17 protein-coding genes are annotated in these 19874 nt (G+C 64.3%); 11 read left to right on the top strand and 6 right to left on the bottom strand.

The genetic code is table 11. The annotated features are described in order from the left end of the window. Window positions 1-58: 58 nt before the first annotated feature. From NKJ00_RS31130 to NKJ00_RS31110, 5 genes are all read right to left on the bottom strand, one after another. A complete protein-coding gene (locus NKJ00_RS31130) occupies window positions 59-1333 on the bottom strand; it encodes a glycosyltransferase (protein WP_352555556.1) in 1275 nt (424 codons plus the stop codon). A gap of 12 nt (window positions 1334-1345) precedes the next feature. Next, complete coding sequence (locus NKJ00_RS31125) at window positions 1346-2419, bottom strand: ABC transporter ATP-binding protein (RefSeq protein ID WP_352555558.1); 1074 nt, start codon at window positions 2417-2419, stop codon at window positions 1346-1348. Beyond that, window positions 2416-3210: an ABC transporter permease gene (locus tag NKJ00_RS31120; protein ID WP_023811194.1), complete on the bottom strand. Its 795-nt coding sequence runs from the start codon at window positions 3208-3210 to the stop codon at window positions 2416-2418. The genes NKJ00_RS31125 and NKJ00_RS31120 overlap by 4 nt, the downstream gene beginning before the upstream one ends. After that, complete coding sequence (locus NKJ00_RS31115; protein WP_352442154.1) at window positions 3203-4045, bottom strand: ABC transporter permease; 843 nt, start codon at window positions 4043-4045, stop codon at window positions 3203-3205. The genes NKJ00_RS31120 and NKJ00_RS31115 overlap by 8 nt, the downstream gene beginning before the upstream one ends. A gap of 318 nt (window positions 4046-4363) precedes the next feature. After that, complete coding sequence (locus NKJ00_RS31110; protein WP_023811192.1) at window positions 4364-5428, bottom strand: polyamine ABC transporter substrate-binding protein; 1065 nt, start codon at window positions 5426-5428, stop codon at window positions 4364-4366. Between the two features lie 239 nt (window positions 5429-5667). On the opposite strand from NKJ00_RS31110, the gene NKJ00_RS31105 reads away from it, so the two are divergent. The 4 genes from NKJ00_RS31105 to NKJ00_RS31090 are packed head-to-tail and all read left to right on the top strand — an operon-like array spanning window position 5668 to window position 10589. Further along, window positions 5668-6606 carry a GntR family transcriptional regulator gene (locus NKJ00_RS31105; RefSeq protein WP_352555560.1) on the top strand — a complete coding sequence of 313 codons (939 nt, stop codon included), beginning with the start codon at window positions 5668-5670 and terminating at the stop codon, window positions 6604-6606. Window positions 6607-6616: 10 nt separating this feature from the next. Next, the gene (locus tag NKJ00_RS31100; protein ID WP_352555562.1) at window positions 6617-7900 is read left to right on the top strand and encodes a nucleotide disphospho-sugar-binding domain-containing protein; all 1284 of its coding nucleotides are present in this window, start codon (window positions 6617-6619) and stop codon (window positions 7898-7900) included. 5 nt (window positions 7901-7905) lie between these two features. Beyond that, window positions 7906-9285 carry a glutamine synthetase family protein gene (locus NKJ00_RS31095; protein ID WP_352632465.1) on the top strand — a complete coding sequence of 460 codons (1380 nt, stop codon included), beginning with the start codon at window positions 7906-7908 and terminating at the stop codon, window positions 9283-9285. Between the two features lie 2 nt (window positions 9286-9287). After that, the gene (locus tag NKJ00_RS31090; RefSeq protein ID WP_352632455.1) at window positions 9288-10589 is read left to right on the top strand and encodes an NAD(P)/FAD-dependent oxidoreductase; all 1302 of its coding nucleotides are present in this window, start codon (window positions 9288-9290) and stop codon (window positions 10587-10589) included. 238 nt (window positions 10590-10827) lie between these two features. Here the strand turns inward: NKJ00_RS31090 and NKJ00_RS31085 are convergent, their stop codons facing one another. Then, window positions 10828-11598: an IclR family transcriptional regulator domain-containing protein gene (locus tag NKJ00_RS31085; protein WP_352632453.1), complete on the bottom strand. Its 771-nt coding sequence runs from the start codon at window positions 11596-11598 to the stop codon at window positions 10828-10830. Window positions 11599-11720: 122 nt separating this feature from the next. On the opposite strand from NKJ00_RS31085, the gene NKJ00_RS31080 reads away from it, so the two are divergent. The 7 genes from NKJ00_RS31080 to NKJ00_RS31050 all read left to right on the top strand — a co-directional run bounded on the left by NKJ00_RS31080 (window position 11721) and on the right by NKJ00_RS31050 (window position 19671). Further along, on the top strand, window positions 11721-12578 hold the full coding sequence (locus tag NKJ00_RS31080; protein WP_292679956.1) for a CoA transferase subunit A: 858 nt from the start codon (window positions 11721-11723) through the stop codon (window positions 12576-12578). After that, a complete protein-coding gene (locus NKJ00_RS31075) occupies window positions 12575-13372 on the top strand; it encodes a CoA-transferase subunit beta (protein ID WP_352632451.1) in 798 nt (265 codons plus the stop codon). The genes NKJ00_RS31080 and NKJ00_RS31075 overlap by 4 nt, the downstream gene beginning before the upstream one ends. 1 nt (window position 13373) lies before the next feature. Continuing rightward, a complete protein-coding gene (gene pcaF / locus NKJ00_RS31070; protein WP_352632463.1) occupies window positions 13374-14579 on the top strand; it encodes a 3-oxoadipyl-CoA thiolase in 1206 nt (401 codons plus the stop codon). 154 nt (window positions 14580-14733) lie between these two features. Then, on the top strand, window positions 14734-15765 hold the full coding sequence (locus tag NKJ00_RS31065) for a BMP family protein (protein WP_127808760.1): 1032 nt from the start codon (window positions 14734-14736) through the stop codon (window positions 15763-15765). Between the two features lie 173 nt (window positions 15766-15938). Further along, on the top strand, window positions 15939-17450 hold the full coding sequence (locus tag NKJ00_RS31060; protein ID WP_352632449.1) for an ABC transporter ATP-binding protein: 1512 nt from the start codon (window positions 15939-15941) through the stop codon (window positions 17448-17450). 224 nt (window positions 17451-17674) lie between these two features. Continuing rightward, window positions 17675-18730: an ABC transporter permease gene (locus NKJ00_RS31055; protein ID WP_352632447.1), complete on the top strand. Its 1056-nt coding sequence runs from the start codon at window positions 17675-17677 to the stop codon at window positions 18728-18730. Further along, on the top strand, window positions 18727-19671 hold the full coding sequence (locus tag NKJ00_RS31050; protein WP_128369733.1) for an ABC transporter permease: 945 nt from the start codon (window positions 18727-18729) through the stop codon (window positions 19669-19671). Before NKJ00_RS31055 ends, NKJ00_RS31050 begins: the two co-directional genes overlap by 4 nt. Window positions 19672-19874: the final 203 nt, after the last annotated feature.

The raw sequence follows: 19874 nt of genomic DNA, 5'->3' as shown, positions 1-19874 counted from the left end.
GGGAGATGGCCGGCAGGCCAGAGGGGGGTGCTCAGGCGCGATATATCAACCATCTCGCTCACAGCAACTTCTCCAACAAACCCGCCGCCTTTTCCGGCCCATTCTGCCCCTGCATCTGTGCCGATGTCTTGGCCAGCTTTGCCTTCATCTTCGGGTCGGTCAGACAGGCCTCGATCTTCGCGATCAGCTCGGCATCGGTCCAGTCGTAGCGCGGCATGCCGAAGCCGTGGCCGGTCTCCTCGACGCGGGTGGCGTTATCGTGACCGTCCCAGACATAGGGCATGATGATCGCCGACTTGCCGAAATAGAGGCACTCTGTGAACGAGTTGTTGCCGCCGTGGTGAATAACAGCGTCGACCTGCGGGATGACCGAAGGCTGCGGGAACCAGCTCTCGACGATGACATTGCCGGGCACGTCCGTGTACTGGTCCTTGTAGCCGCCGACATTGACCAGCGCGCGGTAGCGCGTCATGCCCAGCGTCGCGATGATGCGCTTCAACAGATCGACATCGCCGGCGCCGAGGCTGCCGAAGGAGACATAGAGCAGCGGCCCGTCATTGTTTTTGGCGAAGGTCGGCACCGTGTAGGGTTTCTCCTGTCGAACGCAGCCTTCGAGATACTGGAATTTTGCCGGGTCGAGCGGATGGCGGCGCTTGAACTTGGCCGCTTCGGGGTAAAGCAGCAGGTTCAAATAGGGCGAAGCCTCGAAGAACTGGCCGATCGGATAGGGTGCCTCGTCGTTGGCAGCGAGGAAGGCGTTGAAGTCGTCATGGATCGGCTTGATCACCGCGTTGAAATGATCGCGGTAGCGCTGGTGACCGGCATGGTCGTTCTCGCCGCAGCCGGAGAGATGCGGCGGGATGTCTTCGTCCTCGATCTCGTTTTCCGAGCAGGAGATGACACGCACCCACGGCTTGCCGTACTGCTTTATCGCCGGGAACAGGATGACGTTGTCGACGCAAATGACATCCGGCTTGATAGCTGAGAGAACGCGCGGCAGATCCTTCTGCGCCCATTTTGCGCTGTCGACGATCGCCGTCCAGCAATCCTTGACGTAGTTGTCGACCTGGTCGTAGGGCGATTTGCGGAAGTTCGGGATGTGGCCGTTGATGAAATCCTCCCAGAATTTCGCCATCTGCTCGGGCGGCATCGGCTCGGACAGGTTCACCGGATGGGCCTCGAAGCCGTAGCCCTTGTAGACGTCGACGAAGCCGGGATCTGACAGGAACACCGCTTTATGGCCGCGCGCCTCGACCGCCTGGGCGATGCCGACGGAATTGAGCGCCGGGCCATAAGCTGCTTCTGGAAAAAACGCGATCGTCTTCTGCGCCATCAGGCCTCTCCTTTATTCTGCGAAAACTCTGACATCGGCGGCGTCCCAGCCGAGTTCGACCTGATCGCCCGATGCGACCGGCCGGCGGTCTGCGGCATCAGCGGTGACGCGCACCAGGAACGGCTTTGGCGACAGGCCCGTGCGGACATGCAACTGCAGGTCGAGCCCCTGATAGGCCAGCGCCTCGACCGTGCCGGTGGTGCGGTTGGCGGTTTCACCCGACGGGAACAGCCGGATGCGTTCGGGCCGCACCGACGCGACAGCGGATGCGCCGATGGAGAGCGCGGCAGGAACCTTGCCGGATATCCGCGTGCCGTTGGCAGCCACCACACCGTCGGTGGCGGCTTTACCGGGCACAAAATTCATCACGCCGATGAAGTCGGCGACGAAACGGTCGGCCGGATGCTCATAGATCGCGTGCGGCGTGTCGCATTGCAGCAGCCTGCCGTCCTTGAGCACCGCCATGCGGTCGGCCATCACAAGCGATTCTTCCTGGTCGTGGGTGACGATGACGAAGGTGATGCCGACCTCGTGCTGCAGGCGCTTCAATTCCAGCTGCATGGCGCCGCGCAGTTTCTTGTCGAGCGCGCCAAGCGGCTCGTCGAGCAGCAGCAGACGGGGCCGTTTGACCAGCGCGCGGGCGAGCGCGACGCGCTGCTTCTGGCCGCCCGACAGCTGCTCCGGCTTGCGGTCGGCGAAGGGGACCAGCTCGGTTGTCGCCAGGATGGCGTCGACGCGGGAGTGGATTTCTGGCGCCGGCAAGCGCTCCATCTCCAGGCCGTAGGAGACATTGGCGCGGACGCTCATATGCGGAAACAGCGCGTAAGACTGGAACATCAGATTGACCGGCCGCTTGTTGGGCGGGGTTTTCGCAATGTCGTGACCGTCGAGCAGGATGCGCCCGCCACTAGGCGTCTCGAAGCCGGCCAGCATGCGCAGCAGCGTGGTCTTGCCGCAGCCCGACGGGCCGAGCAGTGCGAAGAACTCATTCTCGCGGATGTCGAGCGAGATGCCGTCGACAGCCGTCACCCGGCCGAAATTCTTCGACACCTTGTCGATGGCCAGCAGCGTGCGCGGTTCGCTCATTGGCCTATGATCCCACGGTTGAGCCGCTGCGACAGGGTCAGCGCGGTGATCGAGACCGCCATGACGATGGTCGCCAGTGCGTTGATCTCCGGCGTGATGCCGAAGCGGATCATCGCGTAGATCTGCATCGGCAGCGTCGTCGAGGAGCGGCCGGCGCCGGCGGTGAAGAAAGCGATGATGAACTCGTCGACCGAGAGCGTGAAGGCGAGCAGCGCGCCTGCGATCACCGCCGGCGCGATGACCGGCAATGTCACCCGCCTGAAGGTGGTGAGCGCGGAGGCGCCGAGATCGGCGGAAGCCTCGACGATCGACCAATCAAAACTCTTCAGCCTGGCGCGCACCACCGAGCAGACAAAGGCAAGGTTGAAGACGACATGGGCGAGGATGATGGTGTGCAGGCCCATGGTCAGGTTGAGCATGGAGAAGAACGAAAGCAGCGCGATCGCCAGGACGATGTCGGGAATGATCATCGGTGCGAAGATCAGCGCTTCGAGTCCCCTGCCATATTGCCGGCGCATCTCGATGCCGATCGCCAGCAGCGTGCCGAGCAGAGTGGCGATCGCGGTCGAGACCAGCGCCACGATCAGCGTGTTGAGCGCAGCGGAGAGGATCGCCGAATTGCCGGCCAGCGAGGCATACCATTTTAGCGAAAAGCCCGACCATGCCGTCGGCAGCCCGCCTTCGTTGAAGGACAGCGCCACCAGCACGGCGATCGGGATGTAGAGGAAAGCGAAGACGAGGCTGAGCACGAGCCAGAGCGTGCGCCGCGTGGCGGGAGAGCGCTCAGCCATCGGTGTCTCCGCCGGCTTGCGCGGCGTGGCCCGAGGCGCGATTGGCGGCGAGCGCCTGCGCCATCAGCACCAGAAGCATGATGGCGATCAGCGCCATCGCGAGCGCGGCGCCGAACGGCCAGTCGTTGGCGGTCAGGAACTGGTCGTAGACGAGGTTGCCGATCATCTGGAAACGGCCGCCGCCGAGCAGCGCGGGCGTGACGAAATTGCCGATCGACAGCACGAAGACGAACACCGCGCCGGCAGCAATGCCGGGCACGGTCAGCGGCAGGATGACACGGCGGAATGTGGTCATGGCGGAGGCGCCGAGGTCGCGCGAGGCCTCGGCGAGTTCCGGGTTGAGGCGAGACAGTGGCGCGTAGCAGGCGAGGATGACAAAGGGCAAATAGTTGTAGATCAGGCCGGCGATAACGGCGCCTTCGGTGTAGAGCATCGACGGTGGCTCGCCGGTGTAGCCGAACCAGCGCAGCAACTGGGTGATCAATCCTTCGCGGTTGAGCAGCACGATCCAGGCATAGGTGCGGATCAGGTAGTTGGACCAGAAGGGCAGCACGGCGAAGAACAGGAACACCGGCTGCAGCCGGCGGGGTGCCGCTGATATCGCATAGGCGGCGGCGTAGCCGATCACCACCGCGATCAGCGTCGCGGTGCCGGCGATGCGCGCCGAGTTGAGGAAGATGCCGGCATAGAGCGGGTCGAAGACCAGCCCGAAATTCTCCAGCGTAAAGGTGTATTCGATGCCGCCATAGATACCGCGCCGGAAGAAGGCGAGCGCCAGCACCAGCGCGCACGGCACCACCATCAGTGCGGTCAGCCAGACCAGCGCCGGGGCCATCAGCAAGGAGGAGCGAGAGGGTAGGTGCTTCACGAAGTGCCCCCCTCTGCCCTGCCGGACCCGGCCTTTCGCTTTCGCTTCGGGCGTTCGTCGTTCGGAAAGCCAAGCAATTGGCTTTCCGTCCGTTGCGCGGACCACTTCTCACCCCCTTCAAGGGAGGAGATCGGCAGTTCCAACCTTTCGCTTACTTTGAAAAATCGAAGATTGGCGAAAGCAATGCCACAGCCAATCTCCCCCCTTGAGGGGGAGATGGCCGGCAGGCCAGAGGGGGGCGACACGGGACGCAAGCTTGATTCCAAGATGCTGCTGGAACAGTCCCTACTGCGCCGCCTTGATCTCGCTGACGATCTTCGAATAGTCGCGCTGGGCGTCGCCGACGTCACGCAATTGCTCGAACTTGACGAGGTCGGCCACCGGCATCGCCATGTTGGGGAATTTGGCCAGGAAATCGGCAGGCAGGCTTTCCATGGCCGGCTTGTTCGGCACCTTGTAGTCGATGTTCTGCGCTGCCCAGGCGTGGTTCTTGGCGTCGAGCATGAAGTTGATGAACTGGAAGGCGGCGTCCTTGTTGGCGGAGGCCTTCATCACCACCATCGTGTCGACCCAGAGGTCCGAACCTTCCTTGGGAATGACGTATTTGATCTCGGGTTTTTCGGCGATGCCGTAATTGCACCAGCCGTCCCAGGCCTGCACCATCAGCGCCTCGCCGGACACCAGCTTGGAATAGAAGGTGGTGTCGTCATAGGCGAGCAGGGTCTTCTTGGCCGAGATCAGCAGATCCTTGACCTCAGCCATCTTGGCCGGGTCGGTTTCGTTGACCGAATAGCCCTTGTCGAGCTGGCCGGCGGCCAGCAGCCAACGGTCGGTCGCCAGCATGGTGGTCTTGCCCTTCAATTCGTCGGAGGGCGCGAGCAGGTCGCTCCAACTGGTTGGTGCGACCTTCATCAGGTCCGAGCGATAGCAGAGGCCGGTGGTGCCCCAGGTGTAGGGCACCGAGAATGCATTGCCGGCATCGTGAGGCAGCTTGGTTGCTTCCGGATAGAGGTTGGCGAGGTTCGGTATCTTGGTGTGGTCGATCGGTTCGGTCAGGCCGAGCTTGTTCAGCACCTCGGCGAAGGGCGAGGAGACAAAGACCACGTCATAGCCCTTGCCGCCGGCGGCGATCAGCTTGCCCATGATCTCTTCATTGGTGGCGTGCACCACCACTTCACCCGAAACGCCGGTCGCGGTCTTGAAGGCGGCCATCGCGTCGGGCGCCATGTAGCCATCCCAGTTGGAAATGACGAGATCAGCAGCCATCGCCGGCGCGGACAGCGCCAAGGCCAGGCCAAGTGCGAGCGAAGATGTTTTCAGCGCACGGCGCCGCAGGCTGGTAGCGGTCATGACAGACTCCCATTCCGGTTGATCGTCGAATTTCATTCGCCGGACCAACGCCTGCGACCTTGCCGCTGCCTCGATCCTGTTCCCTCGGTCTTTTTCTCGCCGATTGTCCTGACAGTACTATTGCAGAAAAAAGTACGTCAATCCATAATTTGTCAAGCGATCGAGGAATCTGGCCGATTGCGTCCGTGCGGGCGATCGGTCAAATCAATGCGGTCATGTCGTTTTCCACTGGACCAGTCATGCAAGCCGTAGCCCGACGACCCCGCACCAACCATCTCGATCTGGCGCAGCGCATCCTGGATGTGGCGCGGCAACGTGGTTTCGAGCCGGGCGCACGCTTGCCGGAGCAGCAGATCGCGTCGCTGTGCAGCGTCTCGCGCACGCCCGTGCGCGCGGCCCTTAGCCTGCTTGCGGAGCGGGGCGTCGTACGGTGGGAGGCGGATTCGGGTTATCATTTGGCGATCGACCTCACCGCGCAGGCTTCGGTCGCCACGGAATTGCCCGCTGCCGAGGAGGACGAGCTGGCCGAGGCGATCCTGCGCGACCGGTCAGCGCGGCGGCTGGACCAGACGGTGACCGTCGCGGGACTGATGCGGCGCTACAGTGCCGAGCGCAAGACGGTACTAAAAGCGCTCAACAAACTGACCGAAGAGAATCTGCTGGACCGTGCGCCCGGCCAGTCCTGGCTGTTTCGACGCACGCCAGACGATCCGGAGGCGCAAGGCGACAGTTATGAATTCCGTCTGCTGCTGGAGCCCGCGGCCATCCTGACGCCGGGTTTCCGGCTGGATGGCGCGCGGGCGGCGACGTTGCGCCAGGGCATGGAAGCGCTGGTGGCGCTGCCGGACGCCGCCTTCGACACACGCGAGTTCCAGCGGCTGGACATCGATTTTCATGGCATGCTCGCCGAAGGCTGCGCCAACCGCTTCGTGGCCGACGCACTCGCCGATCACCTCAGGCTGCGCCGGCTGCCGGGCATCTATGCCGGCGTCAACGTCTTCCGCCTGCGGCAATCGCTGCGCGAACACCTTGTTATACTCGACCATCTTGAAAGCCTGCAGTATGAGGTGGCTGCCGATCTGCTGCGCATCCACCTGCGGCTCTCCCGCAACCAGCGACCGCAAGCGGCCAGTCGCGGGGCGCCTGCCCTGTTCGGCATGATCAGCCGGCCGGATTGACGAGGATTAATTGACGCGTAAAGCCAGCCCGACCATCGCGCTGTTCCCCGAAGCAAGCTTCGGCGCGGCGTTGAATTGCGTCGGCATCGCGCAGGCGCTGCGTGCCAAGGGAGCCCGGCCGGTATTCATCTGTCATGCCGGCTTTTCCGGCGTCTTTGCCGACTATGGTTTCCAGGAATACCAGCTGCCGACCGACGAGCCGCTGAGCGACAGCGAACGCCAGAGCTACTGGCAGGCCTTCGTGCGCAGGCACCTGCCGCATTTCAGGCTGAGCCCGATCGACCAGCTGGAAACCTATGTCGCGCCGACCTGGCAGGCCATCGTCGACACCGCGGTCAATGCCGAGGCGCCGCTGCGCCAGTTGCTGGCGCGGCTGAAGCCGGACGCGGTGGTTCTCGACAATGTCATCATGTTCCCGGCGATCGCCGCCGCCGGCTGTCCCTGGGTGCGTGTCGTCTCCTGCGCCGAGACCGAGCTGCCGGATGCACAGGTACCGCCCTATCTGTCGGGGCTTGGCGTCGACGACCCGCAACGCGCGGCGTTCGAGGCCCGCTATCTCACGGCCTCGGCACCGGCACATGACCGCTTCAACCGCTTCCGGATGGATGCCGGCCTGGCGCCGCTGCCGAAGGGCCTTTTCCTGGAGACGTCGCCCGACCTCAATTTGCTGCTGACGCCTTCGATCGTGCGCCGCGAGCGCGCCGAGCCGCTCGACCCGGCCCGCTTCGTCTATCTCGAAGGCTGCGTGCGTTCGGAAGGGCCATTCGAGGTGCCGGTATTTCCGCGCAATGGCGGGCCGCTGGTCTATGTCAGCTTCGGTAGCCTCGGCGCCATGGATGTCGGGCTGATCGAGCGAATGATGGCCGTGTTCGACAGGCTGCCGGCGCGCTTCATCGTCAATGCCGGCGGCCTGCGCGATGCCTATCGCGCGGTGCCCGACAACGTCTATCTCGACGCCTGGTTTCCGCAGCCCTCGGTGGTGGCGAAATCGGACCTGTTCATTCACCACGGCGGCAACAACAGCTTTTGCGAAGCGCTGCGCTTCGGCGTGCCGTCGCTGATCATGCCCTATTGCTGGGACGGACACGACAATGCGCGCCGCGCCGGAGAAGCCGGCGTCGGTGACCATATCGGCCGCGACGCCTGGACCGAAGGAGTGTTGGAGAGAGCCATTCTCGGCCTGCTGGCCGACGATGCAATGCGCACCCGCCTCAAGGACAATGCAGCCCAAATGGCGCTGAAACCTGGAACGGATGTGGCCGCGCAAGCCATACTCTCTCTGATACGGACATGAACGAAATGCCTGACAACAACACGAACATCTCGCTCTCCAGCGGTACCGATGCCAAAGCCTGGCTGGTCCGGCACGGCATCAACGAAGTCGAGTGCCTGGTGCCCGACATGAATGGCGTCCTGCGCGGCAAGGCCTTGCCGACGGCCAAATTTCTCCAGGCGCTTGAAGACCGCGCGCTCTATCTGCCGAGCAGCGCTTTCCTGGTCAGCATCGACGGCCGCTACTCCGGCTCGATCGACGAGGGTTTTGCCTATTCGGATCCGGACATGCGCATGGTGCCTGATGTATCGACGCTCTACCTGGCGCCGGGTGCCGCTCCCGGCAAGGCCTATGTCTTTGCCGATGCCTTCCATATGGACGACCGGCCCTGGATGGCCTCGCCGCGCCATGTGCTGCGCGCCGTGCTCGACCTCTACGCCAAGCACGGCTGGCGGGCGGTGGTGGCGCCGGAGCTCGAATTCTATCTGACCGCGCCCAATCCCGATCCCGACCAGCCGCTGACCGCTCCGGTCGGTGCCAATGGCCGTGCCGAGGGTGTGCAGCATCCCTATGACATGGCCGCGCTCGAGGAGTTCGAGCCGGTGATCCGCCGCATCTACGACTACGCCGCGGCAGCCGGCTTGCCGCTCGACACGCTGATCCACGAGTCAGGTACGGCGCAGCTTGAGATCAACTTCCTGCATGGCGATGCGCTGCCGCTGGCCGACAAGGTGCTGCTGTTCAAGCGGTTGACGCGCCAGGCCGCGCAGCAAAGCGGAATGCATGCGACCTTCATGGCCAAGCCGATCGCGGCGCAGGCGGGAAGCTCGATGCATCTGCACATGTCCATCATCGACGAGGCCGGCAGGACGGTGTTTGCAGGCAGCGACGATGCCGACACCGAGATGTTCGGCCATTTCATCGGCGGCCTGCAGAAATATGTCCCGGAAATCATGCCGCTATTCGCACCGAACGTGAACTCGTTCCGCCGCATCCGCCCGAACCACAGCGCGCCGGCCAACATCGAATGGTCGCATGACAACCGTTCCTGCGGCCTGCGCGTGCCGGCCGGCGGCCGCTCCGCGCGGCGGGTGGAGAACCGGTTGCCGGGTGCGGATTCCAATCCTTACCTGGCGATCGCCGGTTCGCTTCTCGCCGGCTACCTCGGTGTCGAACAAAAGCTCGCACGGTCGCCCGAGGCGTCGGGCAACGCCTACAAGATCAAGAGCACGCTGCCGAAAACCATGGAGGAGGCGCTGGACCGCTTCGCTGCTTGCGATCCGGTGCGGGAATTGCTCGGCGAGGATTTCTTCCAGACCTATCTGCGCGTCAAGAGCGTCGAGCTCGACCTTTTCCAGGGCGTGGTGACCAGCTGGGAACGCGACCACCTTCTGCTGAAGGTGTGACTATGGCTTGCAGTTCAACGGGCTTCAATTCGGGCCTCGATATCGCCAAATCCTATTATGTCGCCACCGCCAATCCAGCGCCGGACCATCCGGCGCTCGCCGGCGATGTCGATGCCGACCTGGTGGTGGTCGGCGGCGGGTGCACAGGGTTGTCCGCCGCCCTTCACGCCGCCGAGCGTGGGTTGAAGGTGGTGCTGCTCGAAGGCGGCAAGATCGGCTGGGGGGCGTCGGGGCGCAATGGCGGCCAAATGATCCCCGGCCTGCGCAAGGGCGCCAAGGGACTGGTCAAACTCTACGGGCCGGAGCGGGCAAAGGTGCTGTTCGATCTTGCCTTCGAGGCGCGCGGGCTGGTGCTCGATATTATCGAGCGGCATGCCATCGACTGCGATCTCAGGCTGACCGGCCATCTGGTCGGCGCGGTCAACGGCTCCGACCTTAGGGATCTCGAGGAAGAGGCCGAGTGCCTGGCCACGGTGATGAAGTTCCCGCATGCGGAAATCCTATCGGCGGCTAAAGCCCGAGCCAAGGTCGATACACCCTACCATGGCGCGATGTATGAGCCGCTCGGCGGCCACATGCATCCGCTGAACTATACGCTCGGCCTTGCCCGCGCAGCGGTTGCTGCCGGCGTCACCATCCACGAGAATTCGGTCGCCGTGCGGCTGGAGCGTGAGCCTTCGATCCGGGTCTCGACCGCAAAGGGATCGGTTCGGGCCAGACATGTCGTGCTGGCGGGTGACGCTCTGCTCAACGGGCTGGAGCCGCGCGTCAACAGCCGCATCATGCCGGTCGGCAACTACATCGTCGCCACCGAGCCGCTTGAGGGCAAGCGCAACGTCATCCCGGCCAATGTCGCGGTCTCCGATACCCGCTTCGTCGTCAACTACTACCGGATGTCGGCGGATGGACGCCTGCTGTTCGGCGGCGGCGAGCGCTACACGCCTTCACCGCCGGCCGATATTGCCGGCTTCGTGCGGCCGCACATGGAAGCCACCTTTCCGCAACTCAAGGGCTGCCGCATCGATCACGCCTGGGGCGGGCTTGTGTCGGTGACGACGTCGCGACTGCCGCATGTCGGGCACTATGGTGAGGTCTATTTCGCGCATGGTTATTCCGGCAAGGGCGTCATCCTGTCGACGCTGTCCGGCAAGCTGCTGGCCGAAGCGATCACCGGCGATGTCTCGCGGCTCGATCTGTTCTCGACGCTGACCCCGATGCCGTTCCCGGGCGGCACGGCGCTGCGCGGTCCGCTCTATGTGCTGGGCATGCTTTGGTACGCGATGCGGGATCGCATCAAGCATTGAGGGGGCGTTGCTGCAACGGCACAAATAGTACCGTAGCGATCCTTCACACCCCCCTCTGTCCTGCCGGACATCTCCCCCGCAAGGGGGGAGATTGGCAGGTTCAGCGCTGCGATCACCCGACAGCGGTGGAGATTGGCGAAAGCCGAGATGAGAGCTGATCTCCCTCCTTGCGGGGGAGATGGCCGGCAGGCCGGAGGGGGGTGCTGTCCCGCCGACGTCGAAGGTTGGATGAAGCTTCTTAAACCACAAAGAAATCCTCGATGCGCTGCTTGGCCTCCAGTAGTGCCGGCAATATCTCCCGCTCCATCTCCGCGACGGAGAAGCGTGCCGACTGGGTCGAGACGTTGATGGCCGCGACCGTGCGCTCCGCTCGGTCGCGGATCGGTACGGCGACCGAGCGCAGGCCGAGTTCTAGTTCCTCATCGACGATGGCAAAGCCGTCAGCCTTCGCCTTGGCGATGGCGTTGGCTAACAAACGCCTGTTGGTGATCGTCTTCGGCGTCCGTCTCTCGATGGTCGCCTGGCCGAGGAATGCGTCCAATTCCCCTGATGTCAGCCCGGCCAGCAGGATGCGCCCCATCGAGGTGCAATAGGCCGGCAGCCTGGTGCCGACATCGAGCGACACGCTGAGGATGCGGCGGCCGGGAATGCGGGCGACATAGACGACATCCTCACCCGACAGGATGGCCGCAGAGCAGGCCTCGTTCAGTTGTGCGGCGACCGCGCGCATGATGGGGGCGGCGAAGGCCCATAGCGAGGCGCCGCCGAGCCATGTGCGGGCAACCGTCAGCAGGCGCGGCGACAGCGAGAACACGCGGCCGGCTTGTGTTGCATAGCCGGTGGCGGTGAGTGTCAGCAGGAAGCGGCGGGCGCCGGCGCGGGTCAGGCCCGCTTCCTCGGCCATTTCAGTCAACGTCATGCCCGAGGGATGGCGGGCCAGGATCTCCATGACGGCGAGGCCGCGCTCGAGCGAGCCGACATGATCACGGGAAACAGCCGCTTCGTCCATCTTGTCTCCGCGGAACGGCATCGGCGTCAGGATTGACTCCTCGCCCTCGCTCAGCGTAGAAAGTATCGCATACAAAACATATGTTCGCAATACGAACTTTCTGAAAACCCGGAGCCGATGCGATGGTCAAGTTCCTGCCACTCAAACAGGCCGTGGCCGAGAATTTGAAAGATGGCGACTCCGTCGCCTTCGAGGGCTTCACCCATCTGATCCCGACGGCGGCGGCGCATGAGGCGATCCGCCAGGGTTTTCGCGACCTGACCCTGATCCGCATGACGCCGGACCTGATCTACGACCAGATGATCGGCATGGGCATGGCGAAGAAGATCGTCTTCTCCTATGTCGGCAATCCCGGCGTCGGCCTGCTGCGGCGCGCCCGCGATGCCATCGAGAACGGCTTTCCGCGCTCACTCGAAATCGAGGAGCACAGCCATGCCGGCATGGCCAATGCCTATGAAGCGGGTGCTGCCGGCCTGCCCTGCGCGGTGTTTCGCGGCTATCGCGGTGCTGGCCTCGCGGCGGTCAACCCGAACATCAAGTCGGTGACCTGTCCGTTCACCGGCGAGGTGCTGGCCGCTGTCCCTTCGATCCGGCCTGACGTCACCTTCATCCATGCCCAGAAGGCCGACAGGAAAGGCAATGTGCTGGTCGAGGGCATCATCGGCATTCAGAAGGAAGCGGTGCTGGCGGCCAAACGCGCTGTGGTGACCGTCGAGGAAGTCGTCGACAATTTCGACGATCTGCACCCCAATCTGACCGTGCTGCCGCGCTGGACGATCGCGGCGATATCGGTCGTGCCCGGCGGCTCGCATCCGTCCTACGCGCACGGCTACTATGCGCGCGACAATGCGGCCTATCTCGAATGGGACGAGATCGCCGCCGACCGCGAGAAATTCCAGGCGTGGATGCAGGCCTACGTGATCGAGAAGAGCGCCGACGATTTCGCGGCCCGGGTCGAGCATTTGAGGAAAGCGGCATGAGCGACAATCCGGGATTCACCCCCAACGAGATGATGACCATCGCCGCCAGCCGCGCGCTGCGCAACGACGATGTCTGCTTCGTCGGCATCGGCGCGCCATCGGCCGCCTGCAATGTGGCGCGGCTGACGCATGCGCCTGACATCACCCTGATTTACGAGAGCGGCACGATCGGCACCGCGCCCGACGTGCTGCCACTGTCAATCGGCGATGGCGAATTGTGCGAAACCGCCGTCACCACCGTCGCGGTGCCTGAGATGTTCCGCTACTGGCTGCAGGGCGGCCGCATCTCGATCGGCTTCCTCGGTGCGGCGCAGCTCGACAAATTCGGCAACATCAACACCACGGTTATCGGCGACTATTTCCATCCCAAGACCCGGCTGCCGGGCGGCGGCGGCGCGCCGGAGATCGCGACGTCGTCGAAGGAGATCTACATCACCATGGCGCAGACCAAGCGCGGCATGGTCGAGAAGATCGACTTCTTCACCTCCTTCGGCCATGGCGAGGGTGGTGACCATCGAAAACGGCTTGGCATCGACACCGCCGGCCCGACGCTGCTGATCACCGATCTCGCCATCTGGAAGCCGGATCCGGTGAGCAAGGAATTCACGGTCGTGTCGCTGCATCCCGGCGTCACGCGCCAGCAGGTGAAGGACACCTGTGGCTGGGCGGTTAAGTTCGCGGAGGCGCTTGACGAAACACCGGCGCCAAGCGAACTCGAACTCAAGACATTGCGCGACCTGCAGGCCCGCACCAAGGCGGCGCATGAGGGAACCGGAAAAGCAAAGGCTGCATGACATGGCCGAGGCCTATATCTGCGACTACATCCGCACACCGATCGGCCGCTTCGGCGGTTCGCTGTCTTCGGTACGATCAGACGATCTTGGCGCGATACCGCTGAGGGCATTGGTCGAGCGTAATCCCGGCATCGACTGGCAGGCTGTCGACGACGTCGTCTATGGCTGTGCCAACCAGGCCGGCGAGGACAACCGCAACGTGGCGCGCATGGCGCTGCTGCTGGCAGGTCTGCCGAAAGAGATTCCCGGCTCGACGGTCAATCGCCTTTGCGGCTCCGGCATGGATGCGCTGACCATCGCAGCCAGAGCCATCAAGGCCGGCGAGGCGGAGCTGATGGTCGCGGGAGGCGTCGAATCGATGAGCCGGGCGCCCTTCGTCATGCCCAAGGCCGACACGGCGTTCTCGCGCAATGCCGAGATTTACGACACCACCATCGGCTGGCGCTTCGTCAACCCGCTGATGAAGAAGCAGTACGGTGTCGATTCGATGCCGGAGACCGGCGAGAACGTAGCGGAGGAGTTCGCCATCTCTCGCGCGGACCAGGACGCCTTTGCCGTGCGCAGCCAGGAGAAGGCGGTCGCGGCCCAAGCCAATGGAAGGCTGGCGAAGGAGATCACCTCAGTGACCATCCCGCAACGCAAGGGCGATGCGATCATTGTCAGCAAGGATGAACACCCCCGCGCTGGCTCAACGGTCGAGACGCTGGCCAAGCTGCCGACGCCGTTCCGCCAGGGCGGCACAGTCACGGCCGGCAATGCCTCCGGCGTCAATGACGGGGCGGCGGCGCTGATCGTCGCTTCCGAGGCGGCGGTGAAGACATATGGCCTGACCCCGATCGCCCGCATTCTCGGCGGGGCCGCCGTAGGTGTGGCGCCGCGCATCATGGGCATCGGCCCGGCGCCGGCGACGCAAAAACTCTGCGCGCGGCTTGGGCTGACCCCGCAACAGTTCGATGTCATCGAGCTCAACGAAGCCTTTGCCTCGCAAGGCATAGCCGTGCTGCGCCAGCTTGGCATTGCCGAGGATGCGGAACACGTCAACCCGAATGGCGGCGCCATCGCGCTTGGCCATCCCCTGGGCATGTCGGGTGCCCGCATCTCCGGCACGGCGGCGCTGGAGCTGCGCGAACGTGGCGGCCGTTATGCGCTTGCCACGATGTGCATCGGTGTCGGCCAGGGCATCGCGATCGCGCTGGAACGGGTTTGATCGGCGGCCCTTGCTTGGCCGGCTAAGATCAAGAATCCGGTGCGCGGTTCAAATTTGACCACGTGGACAAAAGTCTGGCGTCGTTCCATACTTCCCCGTCTGACATTTTCACGAGCAGCCGGCTCGACACGGCTGTCGAACAGAGGGGAATGCAATGGAAAACCGGAACAATAAATCGCAGATAAAACGCGAAGGGCTTTCGCGACGCAATGTGCTGGAGTTGGGCGCGCTTGGTTTGGCGGCAGCGATGTTGCCGGGCGCCGCCTTCGCGGCGGACAAGAAGCTGAAGGTGGCGGCGATCTTCGCCACGCCGATCGAGGAGCCGTGGGACAACCAGATCCATGTCGCCTTGCAGAGGGCCGAGAAGGAACTCGGCATCGAATACAAATGGTCCGAGAAGGTGCAGACCGCCGATTTCAGCCGCGTCATGCGCGAATATGCGCAAGGCGGGTATGAGCTGGTGCTGGGCGATGCCTTCGCCGCCGAGCGTGAATCGCGCCGCACAGCCAAGCAATTCCCGAAGACCGCCTGGCTGTTCGGCTCCGGCGCCGGCCCGGCGGAACCCAATTTCGGCGTCTTCGACAACTGGATCCACGAGCCGGCCTATCTCTCCGGATTGATCGCCGGCAAGATGTCGAAGTCGGGCACGATCGGCGCCGTCGCGGCGATGGGCATTCCGGAAGTCAACCGGCTGGTCAACGCCTTCTTCGCCGGCGCCAGGGAGGTCAATCCCAACATCAAGAAGAAGGTCGCCTTCATCGGTTCCTTCTTCGATCCGCCGAAGGCCAAGGAAGCGGCGGTCGCGCAGATCGACGCCGGTGTCGACGTCATCTATGCCGAGCGCTTCGGCGTCATCGAAGCGGCGGTGGACAAGAAGATCCTTGCGATCTCCAACATGTCCGACCAGTCGAGCCTCGGCCCCGACACGGTCATCACCGGCCCGGTCTGGGACATGTATCCGACGGTCGAGCAGGCGATCAAGCTGGTCAGGGCCGGCGTCTTCACCGCGCAGGACTATGGCGATTTCTCGCGCATGGCCAAGGGCGGCTCGCATCTGGCGCCCTACCACAAGTTCGACAAGACGCTGCCGGCGGACGTCAAGGAGCTGGTCGAAAAGAAGAAGGCGGAGATCCTCGAAGGCAATTTCCGGGTGGATGTGGACGAGAATACGCCGGTTTCGGATTGATTCTTTACCCTCCCCCTTGTGGGGAGGGTCGATCCGCGAGGCGGAGCGGGGTGGGAGTCTTCGGCGCTGCACCCCCACCCCGTCTCACGATCTTCGCTTCGCTGCGATCGTAAGCCGACCCTCCCCACAAGGGGGAGGGTGAAGAGTGGCGCCATCTCTCCGCAGGAGCACCCTTGCCCGCCCCCCTCATCGAAATGCGCGGCATCACCAAGAGCTTCGGCGCCGTCAAGGCGAACGAGGCCGTCGATCTCAGCGTGGCACCCGGCGAGATCCTGGGGTTGCTGGGCGAGAACGGCGCCGGCAAGACGACGCTGATGAATGTGCTGTTCGGCGCCTATGAGCCCGACGCCGGTGAAATCCTTATCCAGGGCAAGGCGGTGCGGATAACCAGTTCGGCCGATGCGCTGGCCGCCGGCATCGGCATGGTGCACCAGCATTTTCACCTCGCGCCGCGGCTGACTGTGCTGGAAAATCTTTTGATCGGCATCCCCGGCAAGACAGGACGGATCGACCGCGCCGGCGGGCTGGCGCGGCTGGCCGAGATCGGCCGCCAGCATGGACTGATGCTTGACCCGAACCTGCCGGTCTCGGCGCTGTCGGTCGGCGAGCAGCAGCGGCTCGAAATCGTCAAGGCTCTGTTTCGTGGCGCCAGGCTGCTGATCCTCGACGAGCCGACGGCGGTGCTGGCGCCAAGCGAGGTCGACGGGCTGTTTTCGGCGTTGCGTTCTATGGCGGCGCAAGGTCTCGGCATCATCTTCATCTCGCACAAGCTCAACGAGGTGCGGGCGCTGACGCATCGCTGCACGGTGCTGCGGCATGGCCGCGTTGCCGGCCGCGTCGATGACCCCGCCAACACGACATCCTCGGAGATGGCAACACTGATGTGTGGCCATGAGATCGTGCCGCCGGCGCGGGGGCCATCGACGCCAGGTGCTGATGTGCTGACACTCGACGGCATTTCCACCTCGCATCATTCCGGCACGCCGCTGCGCGACGTATCGCTTGCCGTCCGTGCCGGCGAAATCCTCGGCATTGCCGGGGTGTCGGGCAATGGCCAGCGGGCGCTGGCGGAGGTGATCTCCGGCGTGCGGGCGCCCGATGCCGGACGGATGACGATTGCCGGCCAAAAGGTCTCGCGGTTTTCGCCGCGCGAGGTGCAGGCGCTCGGGCTCGGACGTATCCCGGAAGACCGCATGACCACAGGGCTGGTGACCAATCTGCCACTCGCCGATTCGATGGTGCTGCCTCGCATCGGCACCGCGGCGTTCAGCAGCAAGGGCCTGCTCAAGCCGGATGCGATCCGCGCCTTTGCCGAGGCGCAGATCAAGGCCTATGATATCAGGTGCCCTGGGCCGATGACCCGGGCCGGCGCATTGTCCGGCGGCAATCTGCAGAAGGCATTGTTGGCACGCGAGCTTGCCTTCGATCCGAAAGTGCTTGTTGTCTCGCAGCCGACGCGCGGGCTTGACATCGGTGCCGCCCGCCTCATCCATGAAAAGTTTCTCGACATGCGGGCCAAGGGCTGCGGCATCATCGTCATTGGCGAGGATCTCGAAGAGCTGCTGGTGCTCTGCGACCGCATCGCGGTGATGTATGAAGGCCGCATCGTCGGCACGCTCGACAGCGCCGATGCGACGATCGCGCGGCTCGGCCTGATGATGACCGGGGCGGAGGGAAGAGCCTAGATGGACCTTCCGGCGGCGCTGACCCCCACCCCTAACCCCTCCCCACAAGGGGGAGGGGGATGCTGCCGCGCGCCGCTCACACAGCTTCCGAGCCCGGACTTCTGCTGTTTTGTCGTGGTCGGCGCCTGCGAGAGTTCCCCTCCCCCTTGTGGGGAGGGGCTAGGGGTGGGGGTCCCTCTTCGTCAGAATCCTTGTTCGACAGACAGAACAGAGGGTGCCGCCTAATGTTCCGCCTGGAAGCCCGCACAAGCACACCTGCCTGGTTCAACCTCGCTCTGCCATTGCTGGCGATCGGCGGGACGCTCATCCTATGCAGCGGCCTCATCGCGCTGGCCGGCGCCGGCGTGCTCGAAGCCTACGGCGTGATGTTCACGGCGTCGCTGGGCGACAGCTATGCGATCACCGAAACGATGGTGCGTGCAACACCCATGATCTTCACCGGACTGGCGGTCGCGGTCGCCTTCCGGGCCAAATTCTGGAACATCGGCGCCGAGGGGCAATTGCTGGCCGGCGCGGTGGCCAGCTGCTTTGTCGGCGCCATTCCAATGCCGGGGCCGCTCGCCATGGTCTTGATGGCGGTCGCCGGTGCTGCGGCGGGAGCCGCAGTCGCGCTGGTGCCGGCGACCCTCAGAGTAAAATTCAAGGTCGACGATGTCGTCAGTTCGCTGCTGCTCAACTCGGTCATCTATTACGCCTTGATGGCGCTGATCGAAGGACCGTGGAAGGACTCCTTCAGCGGCTATCCGATCTCGCCGCCGATCGAGGATTCGGCCAATTTCCCGGTGCTGCTCGAAGGCACGCGGCTGCATCTCGGCGTCGTCGCGGCGCTGATCGCGGCGCCGCTGACCTGGTTCCTGATCGTGCGCACGACGCTCGGCTTCAGGATCAGGGTCACCGGCGAAAACCCGGAAGCCGCCAGATATGGCGGCATCCATGTCGAGCGGGTGCTGATCTCGACGGCGCTGCTGTCCGGCGCGCTGGCCGGGTTGGCCGGCGTCGGCGAGGTCGGCGGCGTGCATTTCCAGGTGATGAGCGACATCTCGCCGGGCTACGGTTATTCCGGCATCGTCGTTGCGATGCTGGCGCGGCTCAACCCGCTTGGCGTCGTGCCGGCGGCGATCTTCCTTGCCGCCGTGATGACCGGCGCCGAGGCGATGTCGCGGGCGACCGGCGTTCCGGCCTTCCTCAGTGACGTCATCCAGGGCACCGCATTGCTTGCCATGCTGGTGGCGCTGCTGTTCACCGCCTATCGCATCCGCCGCGTCGGAGTTGCCCGATGAGCGCGGTGTTCGAACAGATCTTCCAGGTCGGCTTCCTGGCCGCGATCATTCGCATTGCCACGCCGCTGGCTTTCGCGACGCTCGGCGAAATGTTCTCGGAGCGGGCTGGCGTGCTCAATCTCGGCATCGAAGGCATCATGCTGTTGTCGGCGATGACCGGCTTCACCGCCGCCAGCCTCAGCGGCAGCCTGTGGCTCGGCGTGCTGGCGGCAGTGCTGACCGGCATGCTGATGGGCGCGCTGCATGCGCTGTTCACCGTGGCGCTCGGCCTCAGCCAGCATGTCTGCGGCATCGGCGTGACGCTGTTCTCGTCGGGCCTCGCCTATTTCCTCTACCGGCTGATCTTCGGCCAGCAGTCGGTGCCGCCCAACATCAAGGGGTTTCAGACACTGCCGATCCCGCTTCTGTCGGACATCCCGGTGCTCGGGACGGCGGTGTTCAACCAGTTCGCGCTGGTCTACATGGCGATCCTGGCCATTCCGCTCGCCGCCTTCGTGCTCTACCGCACGCCATGGGGCCTGTCGGTGCGCATGGTCGGCGAAAACCCGCGCGCCGCGGATTCGGCGGGGGTCAGCGTCATTGCCACGCGCTTCCAGGCAGTCATCCTCGGCGGTGCGCTGATGGGGCTGGCCGGCGCCTTTCTGTCAATGGCGCAGTTCAACGCCTTCACCTTCGGCGTCGTCTCGGGGCGCGGCTGGGTGGCGATCGCGCTGGTCGTGTTCGGCCGCTGGGATCCGTGGCGCTCGGCGGGCGCGGCGCTGCTGTTCGCCTTCGTCGATGCGCTGCAGTTGCGCATGCAGGCCAGCGGGCTCGGCCACATCCCCTACGAGGCGTTCCTGATGCTGCCATTCATCTTCACCATCGTCGCCATGGCGGTGATGTCGCGCAACGCGGTGGCACCGTCGGCGCTGCTCAAGCCGTTTCGGCGGGAAGAGCGGTAGCAAAGCTTGGGTTCCTCGCCCCGCAAAGCGGGGAGAGGTGGCCGCGAAGCGGTCGGAGAGAGGCCTGCGACGCTGGCGAGTTGTCGCCGAAGCAAGGCAAGGTCGAGCCATTCCCCCTCTCCGTCTCGGCTTCGCCGAGCCACCTTGTATCTACACGAGAGAGATTTCGTGGGATTAGAGCGATTGAGCCAAGGTCCGGGCGG

Origin of the sequence: Mesorhizobium sp. M0227, assembly GCF_040321855.1 — a bacterium.
GTDB lineage: Bacteria > Pseudomonadota > Alphaproteobacteria > Rhizobiales > Rhizobiaceae > Mesorhizobium.
Note: the sequence above shows the minus strand (reverse complement) of the source record. Positions and strands in the feature narration are given on the sequence as shown.

Coding starts and splice junctions, on each gene's coding strand:
- pcaF (WP_352632463.1), top strand. CDS start 13,374: ATGGCCGAGGCCTATATCTGCGACTACATCCGCACACCGATCGGCCGC.
- NKJ00_RS31130 (WP_352555556.1), bottom strand. CDS start 1,333: ATGGCGCAGAAGACGATCGCGTTTTTTCCAGAAGCAGCTTATGGCCCG.
- NKJ00_RS31125 (WP_352555558.1), bottom strand. CDS start 2,419: ATGAGCGAACCGCGCACGCTGCTGGCCATCGACAAGGTGTCGAAGAAT.
- NKJ00_RS31095 (WP_352632465.1), top strand. CDS start 7,906: ATGCCTGACAACAACACGAACATCTCGCTCTCCAGCGGTACCGATGCC.
- NKJ00_RS31075 (WP_352632451.1), top strand. CDS start 12,575: ATGAGCGACAATCCGGGATTCACCCCCAACGAGATGATGACCATCGCC.
- NKJ00_RS31050 (WP_128369733.1), top strand. CDS start 18,727: ATGAGCGCGGTGTTCGAACAGATCTTCCAGGTCGGCTTCCTGGCCGCG.
- NKJ00_RS31085 (WP_352632453.1), bottom strand. CDS start 11,598: ATGGACGAAGCGGCTGTTTCCCGTGATCATGTCGGCTCGCTCGAGCGC.
- NKJ00_RS31115 (WP_352442154.1), bottom strand. CDS start 4,045: ATGGCCCCGGCGCTGGTCTGGCTGACCGCACTGATGGTGGTGCCGTGC.
- NKJ00_RS31055 (WP_352632447.1), top strand. CDS start 17,675: ATGTTCCGCCTGGAAGCCCGCACAAGCACACCTGCCTGGTTCAACCTC.
- NKJ00_RS31080 (WP_292679956.1), top strand. CDS start 11,721: ATGGTCAAGTTCCTGCCACTCAAACAGGCCGTGGCCGAGAATTTGAAA.
- NKJ00_RS31065 (WP_127808760.1), top strand. CDS start 14,734: ATGGAAAACCGGAACAATAAATCGCAGATAAAACGCGAAGGGCTTTCG.
- NKJ00_RS31120 (WP_023811194.1), bottom strand. CDS start 3,210: ATGGCTGAGCGCTCTCCCGCCACGCGGCGCACGCTCTGGCTCGTGCTC.
- NKJ00_RS31105 (WP_352555560.1), top strand. CDS start 5,668: ATGCAAGCCGTAGCCCGACGACCCCGCACCAACCATCTCGATCTGGCG.
- NKJ00_RS31110 (WP_023811192.1), bottom strand. CDS start 5,428: ATGACCGCTACCAGCCTGCGGCGCCGTGCGCTGAAAACATCTTCGCTC.
- NKJ00_RS31090 (WP_352632455.1), top strand. CDS start 9,288: ATGGCTTGCAGTTCAACGGGCTTCAATTCGGGCCTCGATATCGCCAAA.